The sequence below is a fragment of the Halomicrobium urmianum genome, from assembly GCF_020217425.1.
Lineage (GTDB): Archaea > Halobacteriota > Halobacteria > Halobacteriales > Haloarculaceae > Halomicrobium > Halomicrobium urmianum.
This window is the reverse complement of the sequence record NZ_CP084090.1, coordinates 2750488-2770342: the sequence shown is the minus strand read 5'-3', so window position 1 is coordinate 2770342 and position 19855 is coordinate 2750488. Positions and strand designations below refer to the sequence as shown.

The 19855-nt window shown below is 69.3% G+C and carries 27 protein-coding genes; 8 read left to right on the top strand and 19 right to left on the bottom strand.

The window, feature by feature from the left end; all coding sequences use genetic code 11:
- Positions 1-2 precede the first annotated feature (2 nt).
- From LCY71_RS13750 to LCY71_RS13740, 3 genes are all read right to left on the bottom strand, one after another.
- Positions 3-437: a DUF7318 family protein gene (locus LCY71_RS13750; protein WP_225333719.1), complete on the bottom strand. Its 435-nt coding sequence runs from the start codon at positions 435-437 to the stop codon at positions 3-5.
- A complete protein-coding gene (locus LCY71_RS13745) occupies positions 437-1105 on the bottom strand; it encodes a halocyanin domain-containing protein (RefSeq protein WP_225333718.1) in 669 nt (222 codons plus the stop codon). The genes LCY71_RS13750 and LCY71_RS13745 overlap by 1 nt, the downstream gene beginning before the upstream one ends.
- 61 nt (positions 1106-1166) lie before the next feature.
- Entirely contained in the window at positions 1167-1961 is a 795-nt protein-coding gene (locus tag LCY71_RS13740) for a DUF7319 domain-containing protein (protein WP_225333717.1), read from the bottom strand.
- 219 nt (positions 1962-2180) lie between these two features.
- Between LCY71_RS13740 and LCY71_RS13735 the strand changes: the two genes are divergently transcribed.
- The gene (locus tag LCY71_RS13735; RefSeq protein ID WP_225333716.1) at positions 2181-2639 is read left to right on the top strand and encodes a DUF7344 domain-containing protein; all 459 of its coding nucleotides are present in this window, start codon (positions 2181-2183) and stop codon (positions 2637-2639) included.
- Positions 2640-2723: 84 nt separating this feature from the next.
- Complete coding sequence (locus tag LCY71_RS13730; RefSeq protein WP_225333715.1) at positions 2724-3212, top strand: DUF7321 family protein; 489 nt, start codon at positions 2724-2726, stop codon at positions 3210-3212.
- An 834-nt stretch (positions 3213-4046) separates the two neighbouring features.
- On the opposite strand, the gene nth is transcribed toward LCY71_RS13730, so the two are convergent.
- Together nth and LCY71_RS13720 are read right to left on the bottom strand one after the other, a co-directional pair.
- Positions 4047-4733 (bottom strand): endonuclease III, encoded by a 687-nt coding sequence (gene nth, locus LCY71_RS13725; RefSeq protein WP_225333714.1) that lies wholly within the window; start codon positions 4731-4733, stop codon positions 4047-4049.
- Between the two features lie 77 nt (positions 4734-4810).
- Entirely contained in the window at positions 4811-5278 is a 468-nt protein-coding gene (locus tag LCY71_RS13720; RefSeq protein WP_225333713.1) for a redoxin domain-containing protein, read from the bottom strand.
- A gap of 106 nt (positions 5279-5384) precedes the next feature.
- On the opposite strand from LCY71_RS13720, the gene LCY71_RS13715 reads away from it, so the two are divergent.
- Entirely contained in the window at positions 5385-5909 is a 525-nt protein-coding gene (locus tag LCY71_RS13715; RefSeq protein WP_225333712.1) for a GNAT family N-acetyltransferase, read from the top strand.
- A 152-nt stretch (positions 5910-6061) separates the two neighbouring features.
- Here the strand turns inward: LCY71_RS13715 and LCY71_RS13710 are convergent, their stop codons facing one another.
- Positions 6062-6355 carry a hypothetical protein gene (locus LCY71_RS13710; protein WP_225333711.1) on the bottom strand — a complete coding sequence of 98 codons (294 nt, stop codon included), beginning with the start codon at positions 6353-6355 and terminating at the stop codon, positions 6062-6064.
- Positions 6356-6370: 15 nt separating this feature from the next.
- Positions 6371-6895, bottom strand: coding sequence for a DoxX family membrane protein (locus tag LCY71_RS13705; protein ID WP_225333710.1), 525 nt, complete (start codon positions 6893-6895; stop codon positions 6371-6373).
- A gap of 218 nt (positions 6896-7113) precedes the next feature.
- Here LCY71_RS13705 and LCY71_RS13700 point away from each other — a divergent pair, with 218 nt between their 5' ends.
- On the top strand, positions 7114-8568 hold the full coding sequence (locus LCY71_RS13700; protein WP_225333709.1) for an RtcB family protein: 1455 nt from the start codon (positions 7114-7116) through the stop codon (positions 8566-8568).
- A gap of 83 nt (positions 8569-8651) precedes the next feature.
- Positions 8652-9449: an RIO1 family regulatory kinase/ATPase domain-containing protein gene (locus LCY71_RS13695; RefSeq protein ID WP_225333708.1), complete on the top strand. Its 798-nt coding sequence runs from the start codon at positions 8652-8654 to the stop codon at positions 9447-9449.
- 72 nt (positions 9450-9521) lie between these two features.
- Here the strand turns inward: LCY71_RS13695 and LCY71_RS13690 are convergent, their stop codons facing one another.
- The 11 genes from LCY71_RS13690 to LCY71_RS13640 all read right to left on the bottom strand — a co-directional run bounded on the left by LCY71_RS13690 (position 9522) and on the right by LCY71_RS13640 (position 17094).
- Positions 9522-10406, bottom strand: coding sequence for a DMT family transporter (locus LCY71_RS13690; protein ID WP_225333707.1), 885 nt, complete (start codon positions 10404-10406; stop codon positions 9522-9524).
- 48 nt (positions 10407-10454) lie between these two features.
- The gene (locus tag LCY71_RS13685) at positions 10455-11009 is read right to left on the bottom strand and encodes an NAD(P)/FAD-dependent oxidoreductase (protein ID WP_225333706.1); all 555 of its coding nucleotides are present in this window, start codon (positions 11007-11009) and stop codon (positions 10455-10457) included.
- Positions 11010-11109: 100 nt separating this feature from the next.
- A complete protein-coding gene (locus tag LCY71_RS13680; protein ID WP_225333705.1) occupies positions 11110-11589 on the bottom strand; it encodes an SRPBCC family protein in 480 nt (159 codons plus the stop codon).
- A gap of 217 nt (positions 11590-11806) precedes the next feature.
- Positions 11807-12175 carry a DUF5658 family protein gene (locus LCY71_RS13675; protein WP_225333704.1) on the bottom strand — a complete coding sequence of 123 codons (369 nt, stop codon included), beginning with the start codon at positions 12173-12175 and terminating at the stop codon, positions 11807-11809.
- A gap of 178 nt (positions 12176-12353) precedes the next feature.
- Positions 12354-13229, bottom strand: a complete 876-nt coding sequence (locus tag LCY71_RS13670; protein ID WP_225333703.1) for a class 1 fructose-bisphosphatase — start codon at positions 13227-13229, stop codon at positions 12354-12356.
- Positions 13226-14014 (bottom strand): class I fructose-bisphosphate aldolase, encoded by a 789-nt coding sequence (locus LCY71_RS13665; RefSeq protein WP_225333702.1) that lies wholly within the window; start codon positions 14012-14014, stop codon positions 13226-13228. The genes LCY71_RS13670 and LCY71_RS13665 overlap by 4 nt, the downstream gene beginning before the upstream one ends.
- 273 nt (positions 14015-14287) lie before the next feature.
- On the bottom strand, positions 14288-15274 hold the full coding sequence (locus tag LCY71_RS13660) for an aldo/keto reductase (protein ID WP_225333701.1): 987 nt from the start codon (positions 15272-15274) through the stop codon (positions 14288-14290).
- Between the two features lie 54 nt (positions 15275-15328).
- Positions 15329-15580, bottom strand: coding sequence for a hypothetical protein (locus tag LCY71_RS13655; RefSeq protein ID WP_225333700.1), 252 nt, complete (start codon positions 15578-15580; stop codon positions 15329-15331).
- A 77-nt stretch (positions 15581-15657) separates the two neighbouring features.
- Positions 15658-15936: a PadR family transcriptional regulator gene (locus tag LCY71_RS13650; protein WP_225333699.1), complete on the bottom strand. Its 279-nt coding sequence runs from the start codon at positions 15934-15936 to the stop codon at positions 15658-15660.
- Between the two features lie 88 nt (positions 15937-16024).
- The gene (locus LCY71_RS13645; RefSeq protein WP_225333698.1) at positions 16025-16690 is read right to left on the bottom strand and encodes an HTTM domain-containing protein; all 666 of its coding nucleotides are present in this window, start codon (positions 16688-16690) and stop codon (positions 16025-16027) included.
- Positions 16621-17094, bottom strand: coding sequence for an HTTM domain-containing protein (locus LCY71_RS13640; protein WP_225333697.1), 474 nt, complete (start codon positions 17092-17094; stop codon positions 16621-16623). The genes LCY71_RS13645 and LCY71_RS13640 overlap by 70 nt, the downstream gene beginning before the upstream one ends.
- Positions 17095-17311: 217 nt before the next feature.
- Between LCY71_RS13640 and LCY71_RS13635 the strand changes: the two genes are divergently transcribed.
- Entirely contained in the window at positions 17312-17593 is a 282-nt protein-coding gene (locus LCY71_RS13635) for a DUF7111 family protein (protein WP_225333696.1), read from the top strand.
- Positions 17594-17620: 27 nt separating this feature from the next.
- Here the strand turns inward: LCY71_RS13635 and LCY71_RS13630 are convergent, their stop codons facing one another.
- Positions 17621-18169: a DUF8170 family protein gene (locus LCY71_RS13630; protein WP_225333695.1), complete on the bottom strand. Its 549-nt coding sequence runs from the start codon at positions 18167-18169 to the stop codon at positions 17621-17623.
- A gap of 139 nt (positions 18170-18308) precedes the next feature.
- Between LCY71_RS13630 and LCY71_RS13625 the strand changes: the two genes are divergently transcribed.
- Together LCY71_RS13625 and LCY71_RS13620 are read left to right on the top strand one after the other, a co-directional pair.
- On the top strand, positions 18309-18722 hold the full coding sequence (locus tag LCY71_RS13625; RefSeq protein WP_225333694.1) for a winged helix-turn-helix domain-containing protein: 414 nt from the start codon (positions 18309-18311) through the stop codon (positions 18720-18722).
- A 155-nt stretch (positions 18723-18877) separates the two neighbouring features.
- A complete protein-coding gene (locus LCY71_RS13620) occupies positions 18878-19666 on the top strand; it encodes an SIMPL domain-containing protein (RefSeq protein WP_225333693.1) in 789 nt (262 codons plus the stop codon).
- The last annotated feature ends 189 nt before the right edge of the window (positions 19667-19855 follow it).

Sequence of the window (19855 nt, the reverse complement as noted above, 5' to 3'; positions counted from 1 at the left end):
TGTTACTTCTTGTAGTAGGGGTACACTGCGTGTTTGAAGTTCTCCCACGGTCCGCCGTCGCCGTCGCCGTCGCCGCCGGCGATCGACGTCCCGTCGACATCGTCCTCGCGGACGTAGAGGTCCTCCCATTTGCGGCGGCGCTTCTTGACGATCATCACGTCGGGGAGGAACTCCTTGCGGTACAGTAGCAGAATGAAGGCGAGGTCGACGAAGATGACCGTCAGCACGCCGCCGAGGAACATGTTGGCGTTGACGAGACCCGGCGTGAGCCCGGTACCGGTACCGGACGCCCAGCCCGCCAGCATGCCGTAGGTGAACAGTCCGACGAACACCACCTCGATGATCGTCAGCACGACGATGGCCAGCGCGGCGGCCGTGCTCTCTCGGGGCTGTTCGTAGCGGTGGATGTCACCGTACGTGGAGCCTGTCGAGGACATCAGTCGTTCCCTCCGCTGGTGTGAGGCGATTCACCGTACTTCAGCGTGAAGAACGTGAAGATCAGCGAGACGATGATGGCCAGCCCGGTCGCGATGCCGACGAAGTGGGGCTGGATCGGCACGCCGGCCTCCTCGGGTGCCAGCGTCTCGACGGCTCCCTCACCGCCGGTGTCGGCGGTGGGGTAGTCGGAGCCGACGACGATGGCACCTTTCATCCCCATGCCCACGTGGGGCTCGCAGATGTAGGGGTAGATGCCGTCCTCCTCGAAGGTGTGTTCGTAGTTGACGCCGGCCTCGCTGTAGGTGTCCGACCCCAGCGGTCCGTCGCCGTCGGAGACGACGTTGTGGCCGCCGCCCTCGCCGGTCCATTCCCACTGGACGGTCGCGCCGTTGTCCACGTGGACGGCCGGCGGATCGAAGGCGTAGGCGCCGCCGTTGCCCTGGGCGCCGACGGCCACCGTGACCGAGTCCTGCCCGGTCGCGTCCGTGACCGATCCGTCGTAGTTACCGACGTCGTCCAGAAACCCGCCGAAGTCCGGTTGTCCGCCGCCACCGCCGCCGCCGCTCTCGTTGCCGCCCTCCTGGGCGACCGCGGCGCCGGAGGCGCTGAGGGCCGCGGTTCCACCCGCGACCCCGCCGGCGGTCCGGACGAACTCCCGCCTGTTCATAGACGTCCGGAACTCAGGACCGAGTTTGTATAAACCCACCGAAGACCGCGTGCAGGCACCGCTACGCCTCCCGTTCGCCCTCGTCCGCCCCGCTCTCGCCGTCGGCCTCGAGCGGGGGCAAGAAGTCGGGCCGCTCGCCGTCCTCGAGGCCGACGGCGCGGAGCCGCTCCCGGTACTCCTCGGCGCGGAACTTGTCGGAGAGCCGCGCGTTGGCGACGACGACGAAGAGGACGACGGCCACCGCGAGGAAGGCGAGGCCGGCGACGGCCATTCCGACCGCGTTCGAACCGGTCTCCCCGTAGCTGAAAACGCCGGCACCGAGGAGCAGGAGGCCGGCGATCCCCTGTGCGACGGCGATGACCTGGATGACGGTGTTACCGAGTTCGCCGCCGCCCTCCGGGACGTCGCCCGGCGACGGGAGGATCCGCCCCTCGGGTGCGTCGGGGACGTCGTAGGACTCCATCGAGGCCAGCGCCACCGTCGGCTTCACGTCGCGGAGCACGGTCCCCTCCCCCTCGACGCTCCCGTCGGGATACACCAGCGCGTAGGAGGACTCGGAGTAGGCCAGGACCCGCGGCGGGTCCTCGTGGCGCTCCACGCGGGCGAACACGTCCCGGTCGGCCACGCGGGAGCGGAGGTCGGCCTCGACCCGATCCAGCAGCTCTTGCCCCGTGATCCAGGTGTCCGGATCGAAGGCGGCCTCCCACTCGTCGGCGCTCATCTCGGCCATGTCCGCCGGGCCGAAGTTCTCGAAGTCGTACTCGGTCTCGACCCGCTCGCGCAGCGCCTGGAGGGACTCGCCGTCCCCGTCCGCCCCCGGGGAGTCGCCGGCCCGCTCGTCCTCGGCGTCGCTCATCGTCCGACACTGATACCGCGAGCCGCATAAGCGCCGCGACGTCGTACCGATCGGTCCGCGCCCTCGCCCGCTGGATGCGACTGACTGTCTCCGCTCCCCGCGAAGCCGGGACTGTATCGCTCGAAACCCAGCCGTACGACCATCTAGAAGGTATCTATACGGTTCCACCCCGCGGATCGACCCGGAGTATTAATTGGCTCCCTGTCCTGTTGTATGGTAATGGGTAACGACTGTCACGACGAGGGGTCGGACGGGGAGCAACCGGCGGACGGCGAGTCGTCCGGTCCCGCGGAGCGTCCCGACGTCCCGCTGACGCCGAGCGCGATCTTCGGGTTGCTGGCCGACAGACGGCCACGCTTTCTCCTCTACGTGCTTTACGAGCGCGGCGGTACGATGACGCTCGACGAGCTCGCCCCGCACCTGGCGGCCATCGAGAACGAGACGACCAGCGAGTCGCTCACGCCGAAGACGGAGGAGCGCGTCCGCGCGCGCCTCCACCACGCCGACGTCCCGAAGCTCGCCGAGCGCGGGCTGGTCACCTACGACAGCGACTCCGGCGCGGTGACGCTGACGGACGCGGGCGAGGGGCTGGAGCCCTACCTCGAGTTCGCCCGGGAGCGCGAACCGCTCGACGTCGGTGCGTTCCTCCGCCGATGCCGGCGGGATCTGGAGGAGTGACAGTGACGCGACCGTACAGCCTGAGACGCCCGCTCGTCGGTCGCGTCCGGCACGCTTTAGCGACGCCTTTCCCTAGCGTCCGCTATGCCGGGACTGCCGACGGGTGTCGTCGCTACGATCGCGCTCGTCGCCGTGACCCTCAGCCTCCCCTGCTTCCTCTACGGTGCCTGGTACATCATCGAGACCGAGCCGGTCACCTGGGACGTGCTCGTCTACCACCTGAAGTTCGTCCTCACCGGGCTCGTGTTGACGACCGTCCCCGTCGTGTTCTGGATGGCGCCCCGCCTCCCCGACCAGTTCGGCGGCCTCTCCGCCATCCACGCCGTCCTCGGACTCCAGGCCTACGCCATGCTGCTCTTTGCCATGACCGGTATCGTCCGCATCTTCCGCGCGAAGTACGAGCACGACCTCTACAACGACTACGACCAGGACGTCCTGCTCGACGAGATCGGCGGCGAGCGCATGGGCCACTGGCGCTCCCGCCTGCGCATCGGCGTCTTCGGCTACGTCATCTTCTGGCTGCTGGCCTATATCGTGGGTGTGATCCGATTCGGGATTCGGTACGTGCTGTAGGTGGTATTTTCTACCATTGTATTACATTTCGCACCATTTACGGTATTAAATACCGTTCGTGGCGAATACAGAACGACCAGCAAGCCCTCGGTCCGCTCTCTGGAACGACCGCAACGACTTCGAACGACCAGAAAGCCCTCGGCCCGCTCGCGGCCGCTGGCCGACATATCCTCGCTGCGCTCGGATAGAGGTCGCCCAGCGACGACCCTCCGGCGCGAGCGGCCCTCGCCCTTTCATCCGCCAGGACCGCACCGTCCCACGTCCTCCCCAGCCGACTCCGTCGCTCACTCCGTTCGCTCCGTCGTCCACCGTCAGAGCAAGCTCTGACGAGCCTTCGCTCGCTGCGCTCGCGAAGACCTCGCACTACTCAGGCGCTCGATGAAACGAGCGCCAGCGCGCGCCTGCGGTCGGCCGGGAGCGCGTTCATCGCGCGACCCGGGGAAAGGCAGGGCTGCGGTTGCGACCTGGCGTCCTGCCGAGCGGAGCGAGGTGGTTCGAGAGAGCTTCGCTCTCTCGTCATGCCGAAAATCTTCGATTTTCGAGCACAGGGCTCGAAAGACGAGCGAAGCGAGTCTTTCGGTGGATGAAAGGGCGAGGCACGGTCGCGGGATGTGCGCGGGCACTATCCGAGCGAGGCGAGGATATCCCGCACAGATCCCGCGAGCGAGCCGAGGGCTTTCGGCGTCTCGCTGTCGCCGTCAGTAGCGGTTCAGGAGAGCGGGCCGAGGGCTTTCTGGGCGTTGTCTCCCGTTCTCGAGAGCGATTTGAGACCGCCTCAGACAGTGACAGCGCCGAGAGCGACAGGGACGACCGAAAACGTCGAGACGACGGTTCCTAGCCCCAGGGTTCGCCAGCGGCGAGGTCGACGTCGCTGTCCATCTTCGCGGAGGGACACAGATCGGCGAGCACGCACTCCTCGCACTCCGGATTCCGGGCGGTGCAGACGGCGCGTCCGTGGTCGATGAGGAGGTGGGTGAACTGCTGCCACTCCGTCTCGGGAACGACGGGCATCAGGTCCGCCTCGATGGCCCCGGGGCGCTCCTCTTCGGTGATCCCGAGCCGGCGAGTGAGCCGCTGGACGTGGGTGTCGACGACGATGCCCTCGACGACATCGTGGCCGTGCTGGAGGACGACGTTGGCGGTCTTGCGGCCGACGCCGGGGAGGTCGGTCAGCCCGGACATGGTGTCGGGGACCTCGCCGTCGTACTCGTCGACCATGATCTGGCCGGCCTCCGTCAGGTAGCCGGCCTTGTTGTTGTGGAAGGTGATGCCGTAGATGTCCTCGGCCAGCTCCTCCTCGTCCGCGTCGGCGTAGTCGGCGGCGGACTGGTACGTCTCGAAGAGGTCGGCGGTGACCCCGTTGACGCGCTCGTCGGTGCACTGCGCGGAGAGGACGACGGCGACGAGCAGCTCCAGCCGGTTCGAGAAGTTCAGCGAGATCGTGGAGTCGGGGTACTCCTCGTGGAGGCGGTCGATCACTTCCTCGGCCTGCGCCTCGCGCGAGTCCAGCGGCGTTCCCATGGGCCGTCGTTACGACGGGGCGGGCTTGAGCGGTTCGACTCCAGGCGCGCGGGAAGCGACCGCAGCTAGCTGCCGGTCTACAGCGACGCCAGTGCGTCCCGGAGGGCTTCAATCGGCGGTGACTCGCCGCCGTCGAGTCGCCGGGCGAACCGGACGACGCAGTCGCCGTCGACGAGGTAGAGCGCGGGCGTCATCGCCACGGCGTCGCCGCCGGCCGGTTCGAGGAGGCCGTAGCGGTCGGCGAAGTACCCGTCGCGGTCCAGCAGCAGCGGGAACCCCACGTCAGCCCGCGCTGCGAGGCGCTCGTGGTCGGCGCGCTCGCCCACGCCGACGCCGAACGCGGCCAGCCGGTCGGCGGCGCCCGACCAGTCCGCCTCGGCCAGCACCGTCAGCAGGTCGGCCGCGCCGTCGACGTCCGCGAGCGGGTAGAAGGCCACGACGACGGGGCCCTCGCGGGCCGCGGCGGAGAGGCGATAGGTCTCGTCCCCGCCGGTCGCCGGCCGGGGGAGGTCGAAGTCGGGCGCGGGATCGCCCTCGGTGAGCATACCGGCACGTCGGCAGCGGCGCTGAAAAAGCGTGCGGAGCGCGGCCACGATAACTCGTCGCACACCAGGGGAACAGTGAACTTCCCGCCCGTCGCCACTCGCGGGCATGCCACCCGGAGCTTTCCTCCGCGGCGACGCGGTGACGCTGCACCCGGTCGACGAGGATGACCTCCCCTTCCTGCGGGACCTGATGAACGAACCGCGGGTGCGCGAGAGCGTCGGGAGCTACCGGCCCTTCACGACGGCCGACGAGCGCGAGTGGTACGAGGGCCTCGACGAGGCCGACCTCTCGTTCGTTGTCCGGGCCGACGGCGATCGCGTCGGGACCGTCGGCCTCGTCCTCGACGACCACCCGTGGGGACTCGCCGAACTCGGATACTCGATCCATCCCGACCACTGGGACTGCGGATACGCGACGGACGCCGCCCGGGCGGTCGTCCGCCACGGCTTCGAGGAGCGCCGGCTCAACAAGGTCGTCGCCGACGCCTTCGCCACCAACGAGGGGTCACAGCGCGTGCTGGAGAAGGTCGGGTTCGAGCAGGAGGGCCGCCGCCGGAGCCACGCCTTCGTCGACGGCGAGTACGTCGACCTGCTGGAGTTCGGACTGCTGGTCGACGAGTGGCGGAAGTAGGCGGCGGTGCGTTCACTCGGGAGTGCGAACAAAGCGCCGACGGAATCGTCGCGTGGCGAGGCCCGCCCTTCGGGCGCGCCTCGGGTACTGAGAGCGCCGCGACGGACGGTGCGGTCCGACGCCGGCGTCACCGGCGGCCGGACCCGGCCTGGTCAGTCAGCGACGACTTCGGCGGCCGCGTCGTCCCCGGTCCCCGGTTCGGGCGTCGCGATCCGGTAGAGCGCGTACAGCCCCAGCACGACCAGTCCGGCGATCACCAGCCCGGTCCGCAGCGTCGGGTCGATCAGCGGCGTGGCGATGACCTCGCCGGCGTCGTTGGTCAGCGGTGCCGCGCCGTACGGCTTGCCCGCGAGGGTCTCGACGAGCCCGAGCACGACGACCCCGAGCAGCACGAGGCCGCTGCCCAGGCCCGCGGCGATGCGGTCGACGGTGGCGTTGTGTTCCATTGTTTGTCACCTCGGTCAGCCCAGCAGGTACCGCAGCCGCGGACGCTGTTTCACGAACTCCGTCTTCTCGACGATGGCGTCGAGGCCGTAGTAGCGGCCGGTCGCCAGCACGATCATGGTCACGAACAGCAGTAGCCCCATCAGGTCGCTGTTGACCAGGCCGTGACCGAATCCGGCGTTCCCGACCCAGAACAGGGTCATGAAGAACGCCCCGGCGGCCGCGGCGAGTCTGACGAGGGCGCCGGCCATCAGCGCCAGCCCGATGAGGGTCTCGCCCAGCGGGACCAGCGCCTGGATCGCCCAGCCCAGGTTCTCGCCCATCCACACCGGAATGGGGCCCAGCGCCGTGCCCGTCATCTCCTGGAGGTACATCGGCCCGTAGCTGTACGCCAGCCCGTCCTCGATGAGCTTCGTCACGCCGGCGTGGAAGAACCACCAGCCGGTGACGACGCGCAGGATCGCCAGCCAGTACCCCGTCCAGGTCCCCTGCGGCGCGAGGTCGAACTCGTTCGCCGTGGGGTCCGCGGCTCGGTATGCCATCTGTGTCACCTCACACGTGAACCTGAGTGCCGGATACCGATATAAACGGGAGCGCGTTCCCGCGAGCCGGGAACTGTTCCACGGGCCCGAGAACGCCGAGAATCGCGGGGATCGGGGACGGACTGCGTTCGACTGGCGGTTTATACGCTTCCGCCGACGTGGGACGGGCGCTCACGGCACCGTGAGGTTCAACAGCCGGCTCCGGCTATCACGCACTCATGATCGAGTTGACGGGCGCGCACACCGACGCGCGCGTGATGGTCGACGACGAGTCGCTGGTCGAGCAGTCGGCGCTGGACCAGATCCAGGAGCTGATCGACCACCCGGCGTTCACCGAGCCGGTGGTGGTTCAGCCCGACACGCACTGGGGCGCCGGCGCGCCCATCGGCTTCACGATGCCGCTGGGGGAGCGAGTGGTCCCGAACGTCGTCGGGGTGGACGTGGGCTGCGGGATGTGCGCGACGAACCTCGGCGACGCCCTCCCGCTCGCGGACGCGGAGCGCGAGCGGCGCGTGCGCGACGCCGTCCCGATGGGCCAGACCGTCCACGAGTACGACGACAGCGTCCACCTCGTCGACGAGTTCCCCTTCGAGCGCGCCAACGACGTCTTCGAGCAGTTCGCCGCCGCCCACGAGGAGCAGTTCGGCGAGCCCATCGATCCCGTCGAGTTCGACTTCGACGGCTACGACGGCGAGTACTTCGAGGGCCTCTGCGACCGCGTGCTCGCCGACCAGGCCCAGAGCATGGGTTACGTCATCCGTTCGGTCGGGACGCTCGGCGGCGGCAACCACTTCGTCGAGTTCGCCCGCGCCAGCGAGTCCGGCGACTACTGGCTCGTGATCCACAGCGGCTCGCGCTACCTCGGCAAGTCCGTCGCCGAGTACTGGCAGTCGACGGCCGCGGACCGCCGCGCGACCGACGCCATCCGCGAGGGGATCCCCGACGAGTACGCCGACTACCTGAAGTTCGATCCCGAGACGGTCGACGACGGGGACCTGTACGCCTGGGTCACCGGCGGCAAGGGCGAGTCGCACATTCGGAAGGACGCCGTCCGCGAGGACTTCGAGGGGGCGGAGATCGAGGACGCCTTCGACGCGCTGTCCAGCGTCGGGCCCGGTGGCGGCGACTGGCACGCGCCCGATGACGACCTGGCGTACCTCGACGGCAGGGAGGCCCACGGCTACCTCGTCGACATGCTGTTCGCCCAGCAGTACGCCCGCTGGAACCGCGCCGTGATGGCCGACCGGATCTGCGAGGCGCTGGGCGTCGACCCCGTCGAGCGGTTCCAGTCGATCCACAACTACGTCGACTTCCGCGACCTGACGATCCGGAAGGGCGCCACGCCCGCCCGCGAGGGCCAGCGCCTGGTCATCCCGTTCAACATGGCTGAGGGGTCGCTGCTCGCCCGCGGGAGGGGCAACGGTGAGTACCACGAGACGGCCCCGCACGGCGCCGGTCGCACCATGGGCCGCCGCGAGGCCCACGAGACCGTCGACATGGACGCCTTCGAGGACGCCATGGACGGCGTCTACTCCGAGTCCGTCGTCGAGTCCGTCCGCGACGAGGCCCCGATGGCGTACAAGCCCGCCGAGGCCATCGCCGAGGCCGTCGAACCGACCGCCGAGGTCGTCGACTGGCTGGAGCCCGTCCACAACCTGAAGGCGCGGGAGTAGGCCGGGCGGGAGTCGCTGCGCCGACCGTACCGCTCCGCCGCGGTACCGAACTCCTATGAGTGACCCGCTCGTCCGTCTAGCGGATGGCGTTTCGTCGACTGCTTCGTGGGCGCGTACCCTGGGAAACGCTGGAGGGCGTCGTCGCGGAGGTGCTGGACCGCTACGGCGAGGAACGCGCCCACGTGGTATTCCTCGACGCCGACAACTGGCTCTCGACGCCGATGTCCGTCGACGACCGGTGGTTCATCAAGGTCGTCACGCCGCAGAACTCGCTGGTCCACGCGCTGCTGACGGCCGGGCGGAACCTCGGGGCCTTCTCCTCCGGCCGGGAGGGCTTCTTCGAGCACTTCGGCACGCCCTACCAGATGGCCGAGCACGAACTGGAGGCGCTGGCGTCGATGCGCGAGATCGGCGTCAGGACTCCGGAGCCAGTCGAGGCCTTCGAGTACGAGGAGCTGGGCGTACTCGTGCTGGAGTATCTGGACGACTTCGAGACGCTCGACGACCTCCCGCCCAGCGCGGTCGCCGCCCACGCACCGACAGTCTTCGACTACCTCCGGCGGATGCACGACGCCGGCATCGCTCACGGCGACTTCCGCAGCGAGAACGTCCTCGTCGCCGGCGGCGAACTGTACTTCATCGACGCGACCAACGTCCGCGAGGACGGCATCGAGGACGCCCGCTCGTACGACCTCGCCTGTGCGCTGGGGGCGCTGACGCCGATCGTCGGGGCGAAGGCGGCCGTCGACGCGGCGGCGGAGCACTACTCGCCCGAGGAGTTGCTGTCCGCCGAGGAGTTCCTCGACTTCGTCAACATCCGACCGGACCACGACTTCGACGCCGCGACGCTCCGCGGCGAGATCGAGAAGCGGGCGAGCTGAGCCGTCTCAGCCGCCCGACTGCGGCCGGCTCCGCGCCGAAAGGCTCGCTACGCTCGCCTTTCGAGCCCAGCCTCACGCAGTTCGGCTGGACGCAGTCACGACGATGCCGACGAGCACGACGGCGCCGCCGGCGACGGTCCAGACTCCCGGCACCTCCGACAGCAGGACCAGCGCCAGCAACGCGCTCCCGACGGGCTCGCCCAGCAGCGTCACGCTCACGAGGCTGGACCGGACGTGCGCGAGCGACCAGTTGACCAGCGTGTGCCCCAGTATCCCGGGCCCGACGGCCATGCCCGCGAAGAGCACCCACTCCCGCGCGGCGTAGCCCGCGAGTCGGTGGCCGCTCGCCAGGACGACGGCAAGCAGGCCGGCCGCCGCAACCGCGTAGACGACGGTGACGTAGGGGAGCAGCGGCAGGCGCTGGCGCAGCGAGCGGCCGGCGAGGACGTAGGCCGCCGCTGCCACGGCGCCCAGCAGCGCCAGCCCGTTCCCGTACAGCGGCCGGGGGCCCACCGCGCCACCGGACAGCAGGTCGCCCAGCGACATCGCGACCGTCCCGGCGAGCGCGACGGCGACGCCGGCGACGGTCCACCGAGTGACCCGCTCGTCGAGCACGAGCGCGGCGCCCGCGACGACGAAGAGGGGCTGTGCCTGAACGAGCGTGACGCTGGCGGCGACGCTGGTCCAGGACAGGCTCTCGAACCACGCCGCGAAGTGGACCGCGAGCGCCAGGCCGGCCAGCGTCGCCGCGGCGAATCGTCGCCCCGAGAGGCGGCGGTGCCAGCCCGGCCGCCGCAGCGTCGCCGCGGGCGCCACGAGCACCGTCGTGAACAGCACCCGGTAGAAGGCGGCGACGGCCGAGGGCGCCTCGCTCCACCGGACGAGAATCGCGCTCGTCGAGACGGCGAGGACGGCGACCCCGAGGGCGACGCGCGGGCTGACGCGTGGCTCCGTCACGGACGGTGACGGGGACGCGACGGCAAAAGGGCCGCCGATTCGGCGAGTCTACTCGAAGTCGTCCGGCACGTCGAAGTCGTGGAAGTGCTCGCCCTCCTCCTTCGAGAGGAGGTCCAGCGCCGCGGCCCCACCGTCGCCGGCGGAGATGATCGCCTGCCACTCCTGGTCGCGGACCATTCCCCCGGTGGCGTAGGCGTCGTCGACGCTGGTCTCCATCGAGACGTTCACGTCGACAACGTCGCCGTCGAACTCACAGCCCAGGTCCTCCGCGAGGTCCCGGTTCGCGCCGGTCGCCAGGATCAGGTAGCGGCCCTCCTCCGTCTCGTCGCCGTCCGTCGTGACGCGGAACCCGTCGTCGGTCGACTCCACGCCGGTCACCTCGGCGTCGCGCATCTCGGGGTCGAACTCCTCAACCTGGTCGCGGGCCACCTCCATGAACTCCGTCCCGTCGATCTCCTCGATTCCGAGGTAGTTGACCAGGTAGGCCTTGTGCATCCAGGTCTCGTCCGCGTCGAAGACGACGGTGTCGAGACCGTTTTTCGCCGTGAACAGTGCCGCGCTGAGGCCGGCGGGACCGCCGCCGACGACCAGGACGTCCGTCATGTCATCCGGTACGAAAGCATCGATCAAAAAGAGGGTGGTAACACGCACCGAACCGGGTGACGACGCGCCGGTCCGAACAGTCGTGGTGGCCGCGTGACTCTCACTCCAGGAGGTCTCGCGTCCGCCGGTGGCGGTACCGGAACATCGGCTCGAAGCCCACGACGCCGAGGGGGCCGAGGGCCCGTCCGACCGGGCCACCGGGGAGTTCGTACTCGACGCGGTCCTCCACTCGCGTGCCCGTGCCCTCCTCGACGAACCGGTGGGTGTGCTCCCAGCGGGGGAACGGCCCGTCGACCATCCGGTCGCGGAACAGCGCCCGGCCGTCCTCCCGCCGGCGCTCGACGATCTCCGAGGTCCACCGCTGGCGCGGGCCGACGCCGAACGGCCGCACCGACGAGTGGATCACCGCGCCCTCCTCGAGCACTTCCGGATCGGGGTCGCCGTCGGGCCCGTAGGTCGCCTCGATCCGCAGATCGAACCAGTCGGGGGTCAGCGCGACCAGCCCCTCGCCCCGCGAGTGGAACTCCCAGACGTCTTCGAAGTCCGCCGCGACCCGGACCGAGCGCTCGTAGCGTGGCACGTCCGGAAAGTGGTGGCGACCGAACAAAGTTCCCCCGGGAACTGACCCGTCGCTGTCCGGGCGCAATCTACCGGGTCTGGCGTCCGAGTACGCCGTCGCTCGTCGACGAGCGAAACCGTGAGGGAGTCGTTACTGGCGGACGAGAGCCGGTACGAGCGCGCCCGCTCCCATCGGCGAGCGGGATCGCACCGTCCGTCCGCCAGTACCCGGCGGGCGGTCAGACCAGGAGCGCGGCGTTGATGTCGACCGCCGCGAGCCACGGGACCGCCACGCCGAGGGGGACGACCGGCCCGTAGCGCGGGAACGCTGCGCGTACGAGCGCGGCGATGCCGAGCACGGCCCCCTTCGCGAGGGCGAGCGCGGTGATGCCACCCACACCGATGGCCCAGCGCATGAGGGGGTTGCCCTCGGTGAGGCCGTGCTGGAGTCCGGCGTGCGTAAACTGTACGTCGGCGACGAACGCCACCGCGGCGAGCAGCCACAGTTGGCACTCGACCGCGGTCGCGTCGATGCCGAGCGAGTCCACCCACTCGTGCAGGGAACCCTCCACCCACTGGTACGGCTCCCCGTCGTCGTGCACGTCCATGTGTCGCGGACCACAGCCACCGTGGCCCCCACCCCGGTGTCGCGTGGTCCAGGCGGCGTATCGAACGTATCAGTCAAAAAAAACTACCCATTCTTTCGTGCGGTGAAACGGCGGTATTTGTGCAAACTCGGCGACGGAGTCCGGCGATGTATCGGAGTCGGCGACGGTAGCCCGTCGATCAGTCGAGGTGCGCTTCGAGCCGGTCGATCAGGTCCTCGTCGCCGAGGTGGATCGGCGTGCGCTGGTGGAGGCCGGTGGTTCCGACGTCGAGCAGCGACCGCTCGCCGTCGGAGGAGCGGCCGCCGGCGGCCTCGACGACGTACCCCATCGGCTGGCCCTCGAACTGGATCCGGAGCTTCCCCCGCGGGCGGTCCTCCAGGGCGGGATAGGAGAAGACGCCGCCGTAGGAGAGCACCTGATTGATGTCGGCGACCATGGCGCCGCCGTACCGGAGCTTCAGGTCCTCGCGGGTGTCGTCGGCGAACGCAGCGAACTCGTCGGGCCAGGCGTCGTCGCTGCCGCCGAACCCGTACACGGTGGGGTCGTCCGGGAGCGTCACGTCGTCGTCGACCACGCGGGACTCGCCGTCGTGGATGACGTACTCCCTGACGGTGTCGCCGCGGGCGACGATCATCGACGTGACCGGGCCGTACACGACGAACCCGGCCGCCACGAGGTTCCGCCCGGGCGTCGGCGGGCGAACGTCGTACACGCCGAAGATCGTCCCCATCGGCGCGTTGGGACTGAGGTTCGACGAGCCGTCCAGCGGGTCGACGGCCACGTGGAGACGGCCGTCGGTCGTCGCGATGGTCTCCCGCTCCTCGCTGGCGTAGGTCGCGACGCCGTCGATGGCGAGCAGCCGCTCTTCGAGGATCTGGTCCGCCCGGACGTCGGCCGCCAGCTGCTCCTCGCCGCTGGGATTGTAGCCGTCGACGGCGTCGCGGTGGTTCGCGATGGCGTGCCTGATCTCCGGCGTCGCCCGGGCGACGGTGTCCACGACTTCGTTGACCGTCCTGTCCGTGCTGCCGACCGAGAGGTCTATCGTCTTGCTCATTGTAGTGCTGCGTCGACGGAGGCACCGTCGTAGATGACGTCGTCCAGTGCGTCGAGGAGGCGTTCGGGCTGCTCGCGCTGCCAGACGTTCCGTCCGACGGCGAGTCCGGCGCCGCCGGCGTCCATGACCGCGCGGACGCTCTCGAGGAAGGCCTCGTCGGAGACCTTCGACCCGCCGCTCATGACCACCTTCGACTTGCCGGCCATCCGGACGGCCTGCTCCATGCCCTCCTTGCTGCCGGGGTACTTCACCTTCGTCACGTCCGCGCCCAGCTCCAGTCCGAGCCGGGCGGCGTAGGCGATGGTGTCGTCTTTCGTGTCGTTCTTGACGCCCTGGCCGCGGGGATAGGACCACAGGACGACGGGCATGTCGTACTCGCGCGCGGTCTCCTGGACCTCGCGGAACTCCTCTGCCATCTCGACTTCGTGGTTCGAGCCGGGGTAGACCGTGAACCCGACGGCGTCGGCCTCCAGCTCGGTCGCGGCGTACTCGACCGAGCAGTTGACCGACGAGTCGGGCTCGCCGGTCCAGAGGTTCGACGTGCCGTTGACCTTCGCGAGCAGCGTCACCTCGTCCTCGTAGGAGGGGTAGTACGCCTCACCGACGCCCTTCTGGACCGCCAGCGCGGTCACCGCGTCGTGCGTCGCTGTCCGGAAGACCTCTTCGGGGTCCGCGCTCTCCGGCCGTTCGGTGAAGTCAGTCGGGCCGTGCTCGAGGCCGTGATCGTAGGCCAGAATGAGCACTTTGCCGTCCCGCGCCAGTGGTGTCGCGTCGATGGGCCGCATCGGATTGTCGTACCCGTGGCACCCATAAGTATCTTATTCCTGACACTTACTACGAACCGAGTAAATCGTCGCTCGAAGGGGACGGACTTGCCGGGAACGGGCGAGCCGGGGCGCGGTTCGGTACCAGGTAGCGACCAGTGGCACCGCTGGCGGGCTGTCGGACGTGTTGGATGTGGAAAGTGTCGCGCACCCGTCGTCGGCGACTTCGGCGAGAAGACGGGGTCCAGGTGCTTCGAGTCCGACTGGCGGGGCCCGACGCCCCCGCAGCCTCGCTCACCAGCGGTGGTGGACGTAGTCGGCGACGTGGGCCTCGTAGGCGTCGCGGACGGCCCCGTGGGTCTCGTGCGAGAGGGGCTCCAGATCCGCGGCCGCCGCGTTCTCCTCGACGTGCTCGGGCGACGTCGAGCCGGGGATGACCGTCGAGACGGCGTCGTGGTCCAGGATCCACCGCAGCGTGAACTGCGCCATGGTGGCGTCCTCGGGGACCAGCCGGCGCATGTCGTCGACGGCGGCCAGGCCGTCCTCGAAGGGGACGCCGGCGAACGTCTCGCCACCTTTGCGGCCGACGCCGGCCTCGACGCCGTCCTCGACCGCCCACTTTCGGTGGTCGTCGTCGTCGAACTCCTCGTCGCCGTCGAAGGCGTCGGCCAGCAGTCCCGAGGCCAGTGGGACGCGGACGATGACCCCCACGTCCTCGCGCTCGGCCTCGTCGAAGAACCGCTCGGCCGGGCGCTGGCGCAGCGGGTTGAAGATGATCTGGACCGTCTCGACGACGTCGTACTCGATGGCCTTGCGGGCCTCCTCGACCTTCTCGACGCTGACGCCGGCGTGATCGATCTCCCCCTCCGCCTTCAGGTCCTCCAGCACGTCGAAGGTCTCCGGCTCGTAGAAGGCCGCCGTCTCCGGACAGTGCAGCTGGATCAGGTCCAGCGAGTCGACGCCCAGTCGCTCCTGCGAGCCGGCGACGGACTCGCGCAGCCCCTCCTCGGAGTGGCGCTCGTCCTCGTCGGGCGCCGCCTTCGTGGGCACGTAGACCCGCTCGTCGCGCCCCTCCAGCACGTCGCCGATGAGTCGCTCGGCGCGGCCCTCGCCGTACACCTCTGCCGTGTCCACGAGGTTCACGCCGGCGTCCAGCGCCGTGCGGATGGCCTCGCGGGCCTGCTCGTCGCTCGCGTCGGCCCACACCGGCCCCACGTTCCACGTTCCCAGCCCGATGGCCGATACGTCGTACCCCGTCGAACCGAGCGGTCGCTGTTCCATACTGGACCGGTGCGACTCCACAGCGAAAAAGGTCGGTCTAGCGGCAGGCCACACTCAGGGGAGCGAGAGGAGGCCCTCGACGACGACCGCTCGCGTGAAGTAGAACGCCCGTCCGTCCTCGCGGTACCGGTTCGCGCTCATCGTCGCCAGCACCGTGAGGACCGCGACTCCGACGGCCGCAGCGATCGCGCCGATCAGCGTCGTCGCCAGACCGCCGGCGCGACCGGAGGCGACCGCGGCGACGGCCGCGAGGACGGCGAACGGGAGCGCATCGAGGCAGGCTATGAGGGCGCTTCGGGCGCTCACGCGTTCCCGCTCAGCGCGCGCGAACAAAAGCCTGTCCCGGCCGGTACGCCCACGGGCGGCCGTCCGCGGCCCGTTCCTCACTCCTCCACGTGCTCGCGCATCCACTCGAACTGCTCGCGGACGCGCTCCTTCCCGGCCTCCGTCAGCGAGTAGAGGTCCGCGACGCCCTCAGTCCGCGTCTCGACGAAACCGGCGTCCTTCATCGACGACAGCGCCCCGTAGAAGCTCCGGGGCTCGATGCGCTCGTCGTAGCGGCGCTCCAGCCGCGTCTTGAGCTTCTGACCCGATAGCTCGCCCTCGCCGGCCAGGATCACGCTGAGGTCCCGCCGCCGGCCGCTCTGGAACCACTTCGCCATGTCCGAGACGGCGCGGCGGGCGCTCTTGCCGCTTTCGGTGCCGGCCGACGTCAGCGGGTCACCCTGCCGCAGTCGTAGGTCCCCAGCGTCACCCTGTCACCGGTCCCCGGGGCGTCGAGCGGTCGTTCGACCCAGACGAGGCGAACGCTGACCGCGCCGTCCTCGCGCGCCCCGTTCCAGCGCCGACACTGGTAGGCCGCGAGCGAGCGGCGGTCCCCCGGAGCGCGTCCACGCGCTCGCCTGACTCCAGCGTGACCGGTATGGCGAACCAGCCGTCGTCGCGCGGCGGGTTCGAGAACATGTTCCAGGACTTCTCCGCCACCGCGTCGGGCACCCCGTCGGGGGTGTCGACGTAGCCGAGGCTCATCGCGTTCACGAGGAGGATCGCGACGAACCCGAACGTCGCCGTCGGGAGCCGCGACGCGAGGCGAGCGGTGATCCCCGAGTCCGGTACCGGGAGGCGGTCCCAGACGACGGCCGACAGGAACGGGAGGAGGCCCGTCAGGCAGACCAGCGGGAAGACGCCCAGTTTCATCGCCGGGACCATCCCGAGGCGGACCGCCGCGAACGCGCCCGTCAGGGCCGCGCGACGGGTGTCCGTCAGGACGAGCAGGAGCGGCGAGCAGACGACCAGTCCCAGCCACCCCCAGGTCAGCAGCGCGGTCAGCGCCGGCCATCCGGCGATCAGCGCCCCGAATCCGTCACGTACCGGTCCAGCGAGAGGGCGTACTGGAGCGCCTCGCCCGAGAGCCACGCGTCGTGCCTGAGTTTGAACGCCGCGTTGGCGGCGTAGACGAGGACGACCTGCAGCAGGAGGCCGGCGGTCGCGAGCCGCGTCCGGTACCCGACCAGCAGCGCTGCGGCGAACGCGCCCCCGGTGACGAACAGGAGCGCCTGGACCAGTGACGATCCCGACAGCGCGTGGACGGACAGCCCGGCGAGCGACGGATACAGCGCCGCGAGGACGTCCCGCGGCAGGACGCCGGCGTCCGAGTAGAACGCCGTCAGGTCGGCCGAGCGGCGGAGGTAGTCGGCCAGCAGCGTCGCTCCCAGCGCGACGCGGAACGCCGCCAGAGCGCGGATGTCGACGCCCAGTCGATCCGCGAGCGCGCTCGTCAGGCGCTTGCCCACTCCGCTCTCGTCCCCCCGCCGCCCCATCGGTTGCGTCGTGGTTTCGTCGTCGCCGGCATAAGCTTTGGAGCCCCCACCACAGTTGCAAGTGATACACCGCCCCCGTCGCGTGTCACCGAGCCCGTCCTCACGGTTCGAGAGACCAAAGCTCTCTCGTCATCACGAGGAGCGCGAACGCTCATCGGAGGACACCGCTCACGCGAATATCGACACCTTCGACTGTCGCCACTCCGAACCCCGACCGATGACCGACGAGGAGGTCACGCTGACCGAGGACGGGATCACGGCCCGCTACTACGAGACCGAGACCGAGCGCGTGCTGGCCTTCGAACGGGACGGCGCGACGGCCGCCGTCGCACAGAACCGGGAGGGGTACGCGATGCTGAAAGTCCGCCCCGAACCTGACGGGGACGAACTGGAGCGGTACTACGGGTTCGACATGGCGATGGATCACGCCGCCGAACTGCTCGGGGTGAGCCAGTACGACCTCCCCGTCCCGGAGCCAGCTGAAGACATGGGGATGTAGCCCGGCGGACAGCACGCGAGCGACCGGCTACGGCAACTCGCCGGTCGCCTCGACGAGGTCCGCCTCCGCCCGCCAGCGGTACAGGCGGCCCTCGCGCTCGAAGAGGTCGAAGACGCCGTCCTGCATCCATCCGAACGGGTGGTCCTCGTCCTCGTACTCCCGCTTGAGGACGTGGCTCTTCGAGAAGTACTCGACCGTCCCGACGAGCAGGCCCTGTTCGACGAGGAAGTCGCTGGGTTCCTTCTCAGCCACTCCGACGAGGTACGTCACGACGTCCGCGATCAGGCAGAACTTCTGGATGCTGTTGTCCCACTCGCCGCGGACGTCCACCATCCGGAAGGCGTAGGCGTCCGTCCGGCGGTTCAACCGGTCGACGACGATGTTCAGCCGACGGATCGGTCCCCTGTCGTAGTTCCCGAGCACGAAGTACGACCGGTCGTTCTCGTACACCGGCGTGAGTTCGCTCAGGGCGTGTAGTATCTCCTCGTTGTCCGCCAGCGAGACGTCCTCCCCCTCCAGTCGCTCCTTCGCGCTGGTCAGCACCTCGTCCGGAACTGGCGACGTCTCGCCTTCCATGTTGTTCCCATCTGCCCTCCGGAAGAAATGGTTTGTGTCCGGACCGCACCTCGTGCCAGCGGTTTACCCTGTGGTAATTCACTCTGGAGTAGTTTACTCAGAGGTAAACTACTTGCCTCCTCGTCGCATAGAGAGCGATATGAGCACCGACCTGCGGACGGCCGAGGGGACGGCGGCGCGGGAACTGCTCCACTTCGTCACCCAGGAGACGCGCTTCGCCATCGTGGGCAACATCCTCCAGCACCCCGAGCAGCTCCCCTCGATGTACGAACTCGAACAGCTCAACCCGAGCGTCAGCGACGCCACCGTCTACAAGCACGTCCAGAAGCTGATCGACGCCGGCGTCGTCGAGGAGGTCGCGCTCGACGAGGACGGCCGGCGACAGGGCTACCCCTGGAAGTTCTACGGCCTCACCGACGAGGGACGGGCGTTCCTGGAGGACCACAACCTCCTCGCCGCGGAGGAGACGCTCCGGCAGATCTACGACACCATCTCCGACAAGCCCGACAAGATGGTCAAGTACGAGAACGCGCCTCGCCCGGCCCGCGAGTGAACCCCTCCCGGTCCTCGTCCGCACCACCGGCAGCCTCGCTTCGCTCGGCCGGACTCGATCGGTAACACGAGCTTACCAGATCACGGCCGAGACTAGTCGCGATTACCGCCGAGCGGCCGCCGCGTAACAAAGCCCCCGGCCGCCGGTACGGCTGTATGGACGTCCACCGTCAGCGACTTCTCGGACTCGTACTTGCCGCCGTCGCCGTCGCGGTCCTCGCGGTCGCTCCCGCGGCGCCCGCGGTCGCGCAGGACGCCGGTAACGACGCCAGTACCGATGCCAACGTCTCCGGTACGGCCATCTCCGTCTCCGCGCCGGGCCAGGCCGCCGGCGAGCCGACGACCGCAGTGGTGTACGTCGAATCGGCCGCCACCGGCGACACGCCCGCAGAAGCGACGACCGCGCTCGCGCAGAACGTCACTGAACTGCGCGCTGCGCTTACTGACGCCAACGTCAGCGAGGACCAGTTCCGGACGACGGGATACAATCTCCAGCGAATCCGTCCCGACGAACCGGACCGACCCGTGATCCAGCAGCCGGCGAACGGAACGAACCGGTCGGCCGTGACCTACCGCGCCAGCCAGTCGTTCGAACTCGTCGTCGACGACAGGAGCCGCGTGGGCGAACTCGTCGACGTCGCCGTCGCGAACGGCGCCACCTCCATCGGCGGCGTCCAGTTCCGCCTCGCCGACGAAGACCGCGAGGCCCTCCGCCAGCAGGCCCTCCAGCGCGCGATGGAGCAGGCCCGCACCGAGGCCGAGACGCTCGCCGGTACCGAGGGCCTCACCATCACCGGCGTCGAGTCCATCTCGACCAGCCAGCAGTTCTACGACGGCGGCGGAGCCGTCGCCCTCGAGCAGGCCGACGCCGGCACGACCATCGACAGCGGCCCGATCACCGTCCGCGCCGACGTCCAGGTGACCTACGAGGCCGAGGAGGAGTGATCGTCGGGTGACTGCTGGACTGTAGCGATTCCAGTTACTGCGGAACGAGGGCGCAATAGCTCAGTCGGTAGGACAGGAAAGAATGAGGTGACCCAGCATCCGCGCGAGCGGAGCGAGCGCGGTTCACTTCTCGCGAGGCGAAGCCGAGCGAGAAGAGCGTTTTTCGCCCACGTTTTTGCGAGAGGGGTC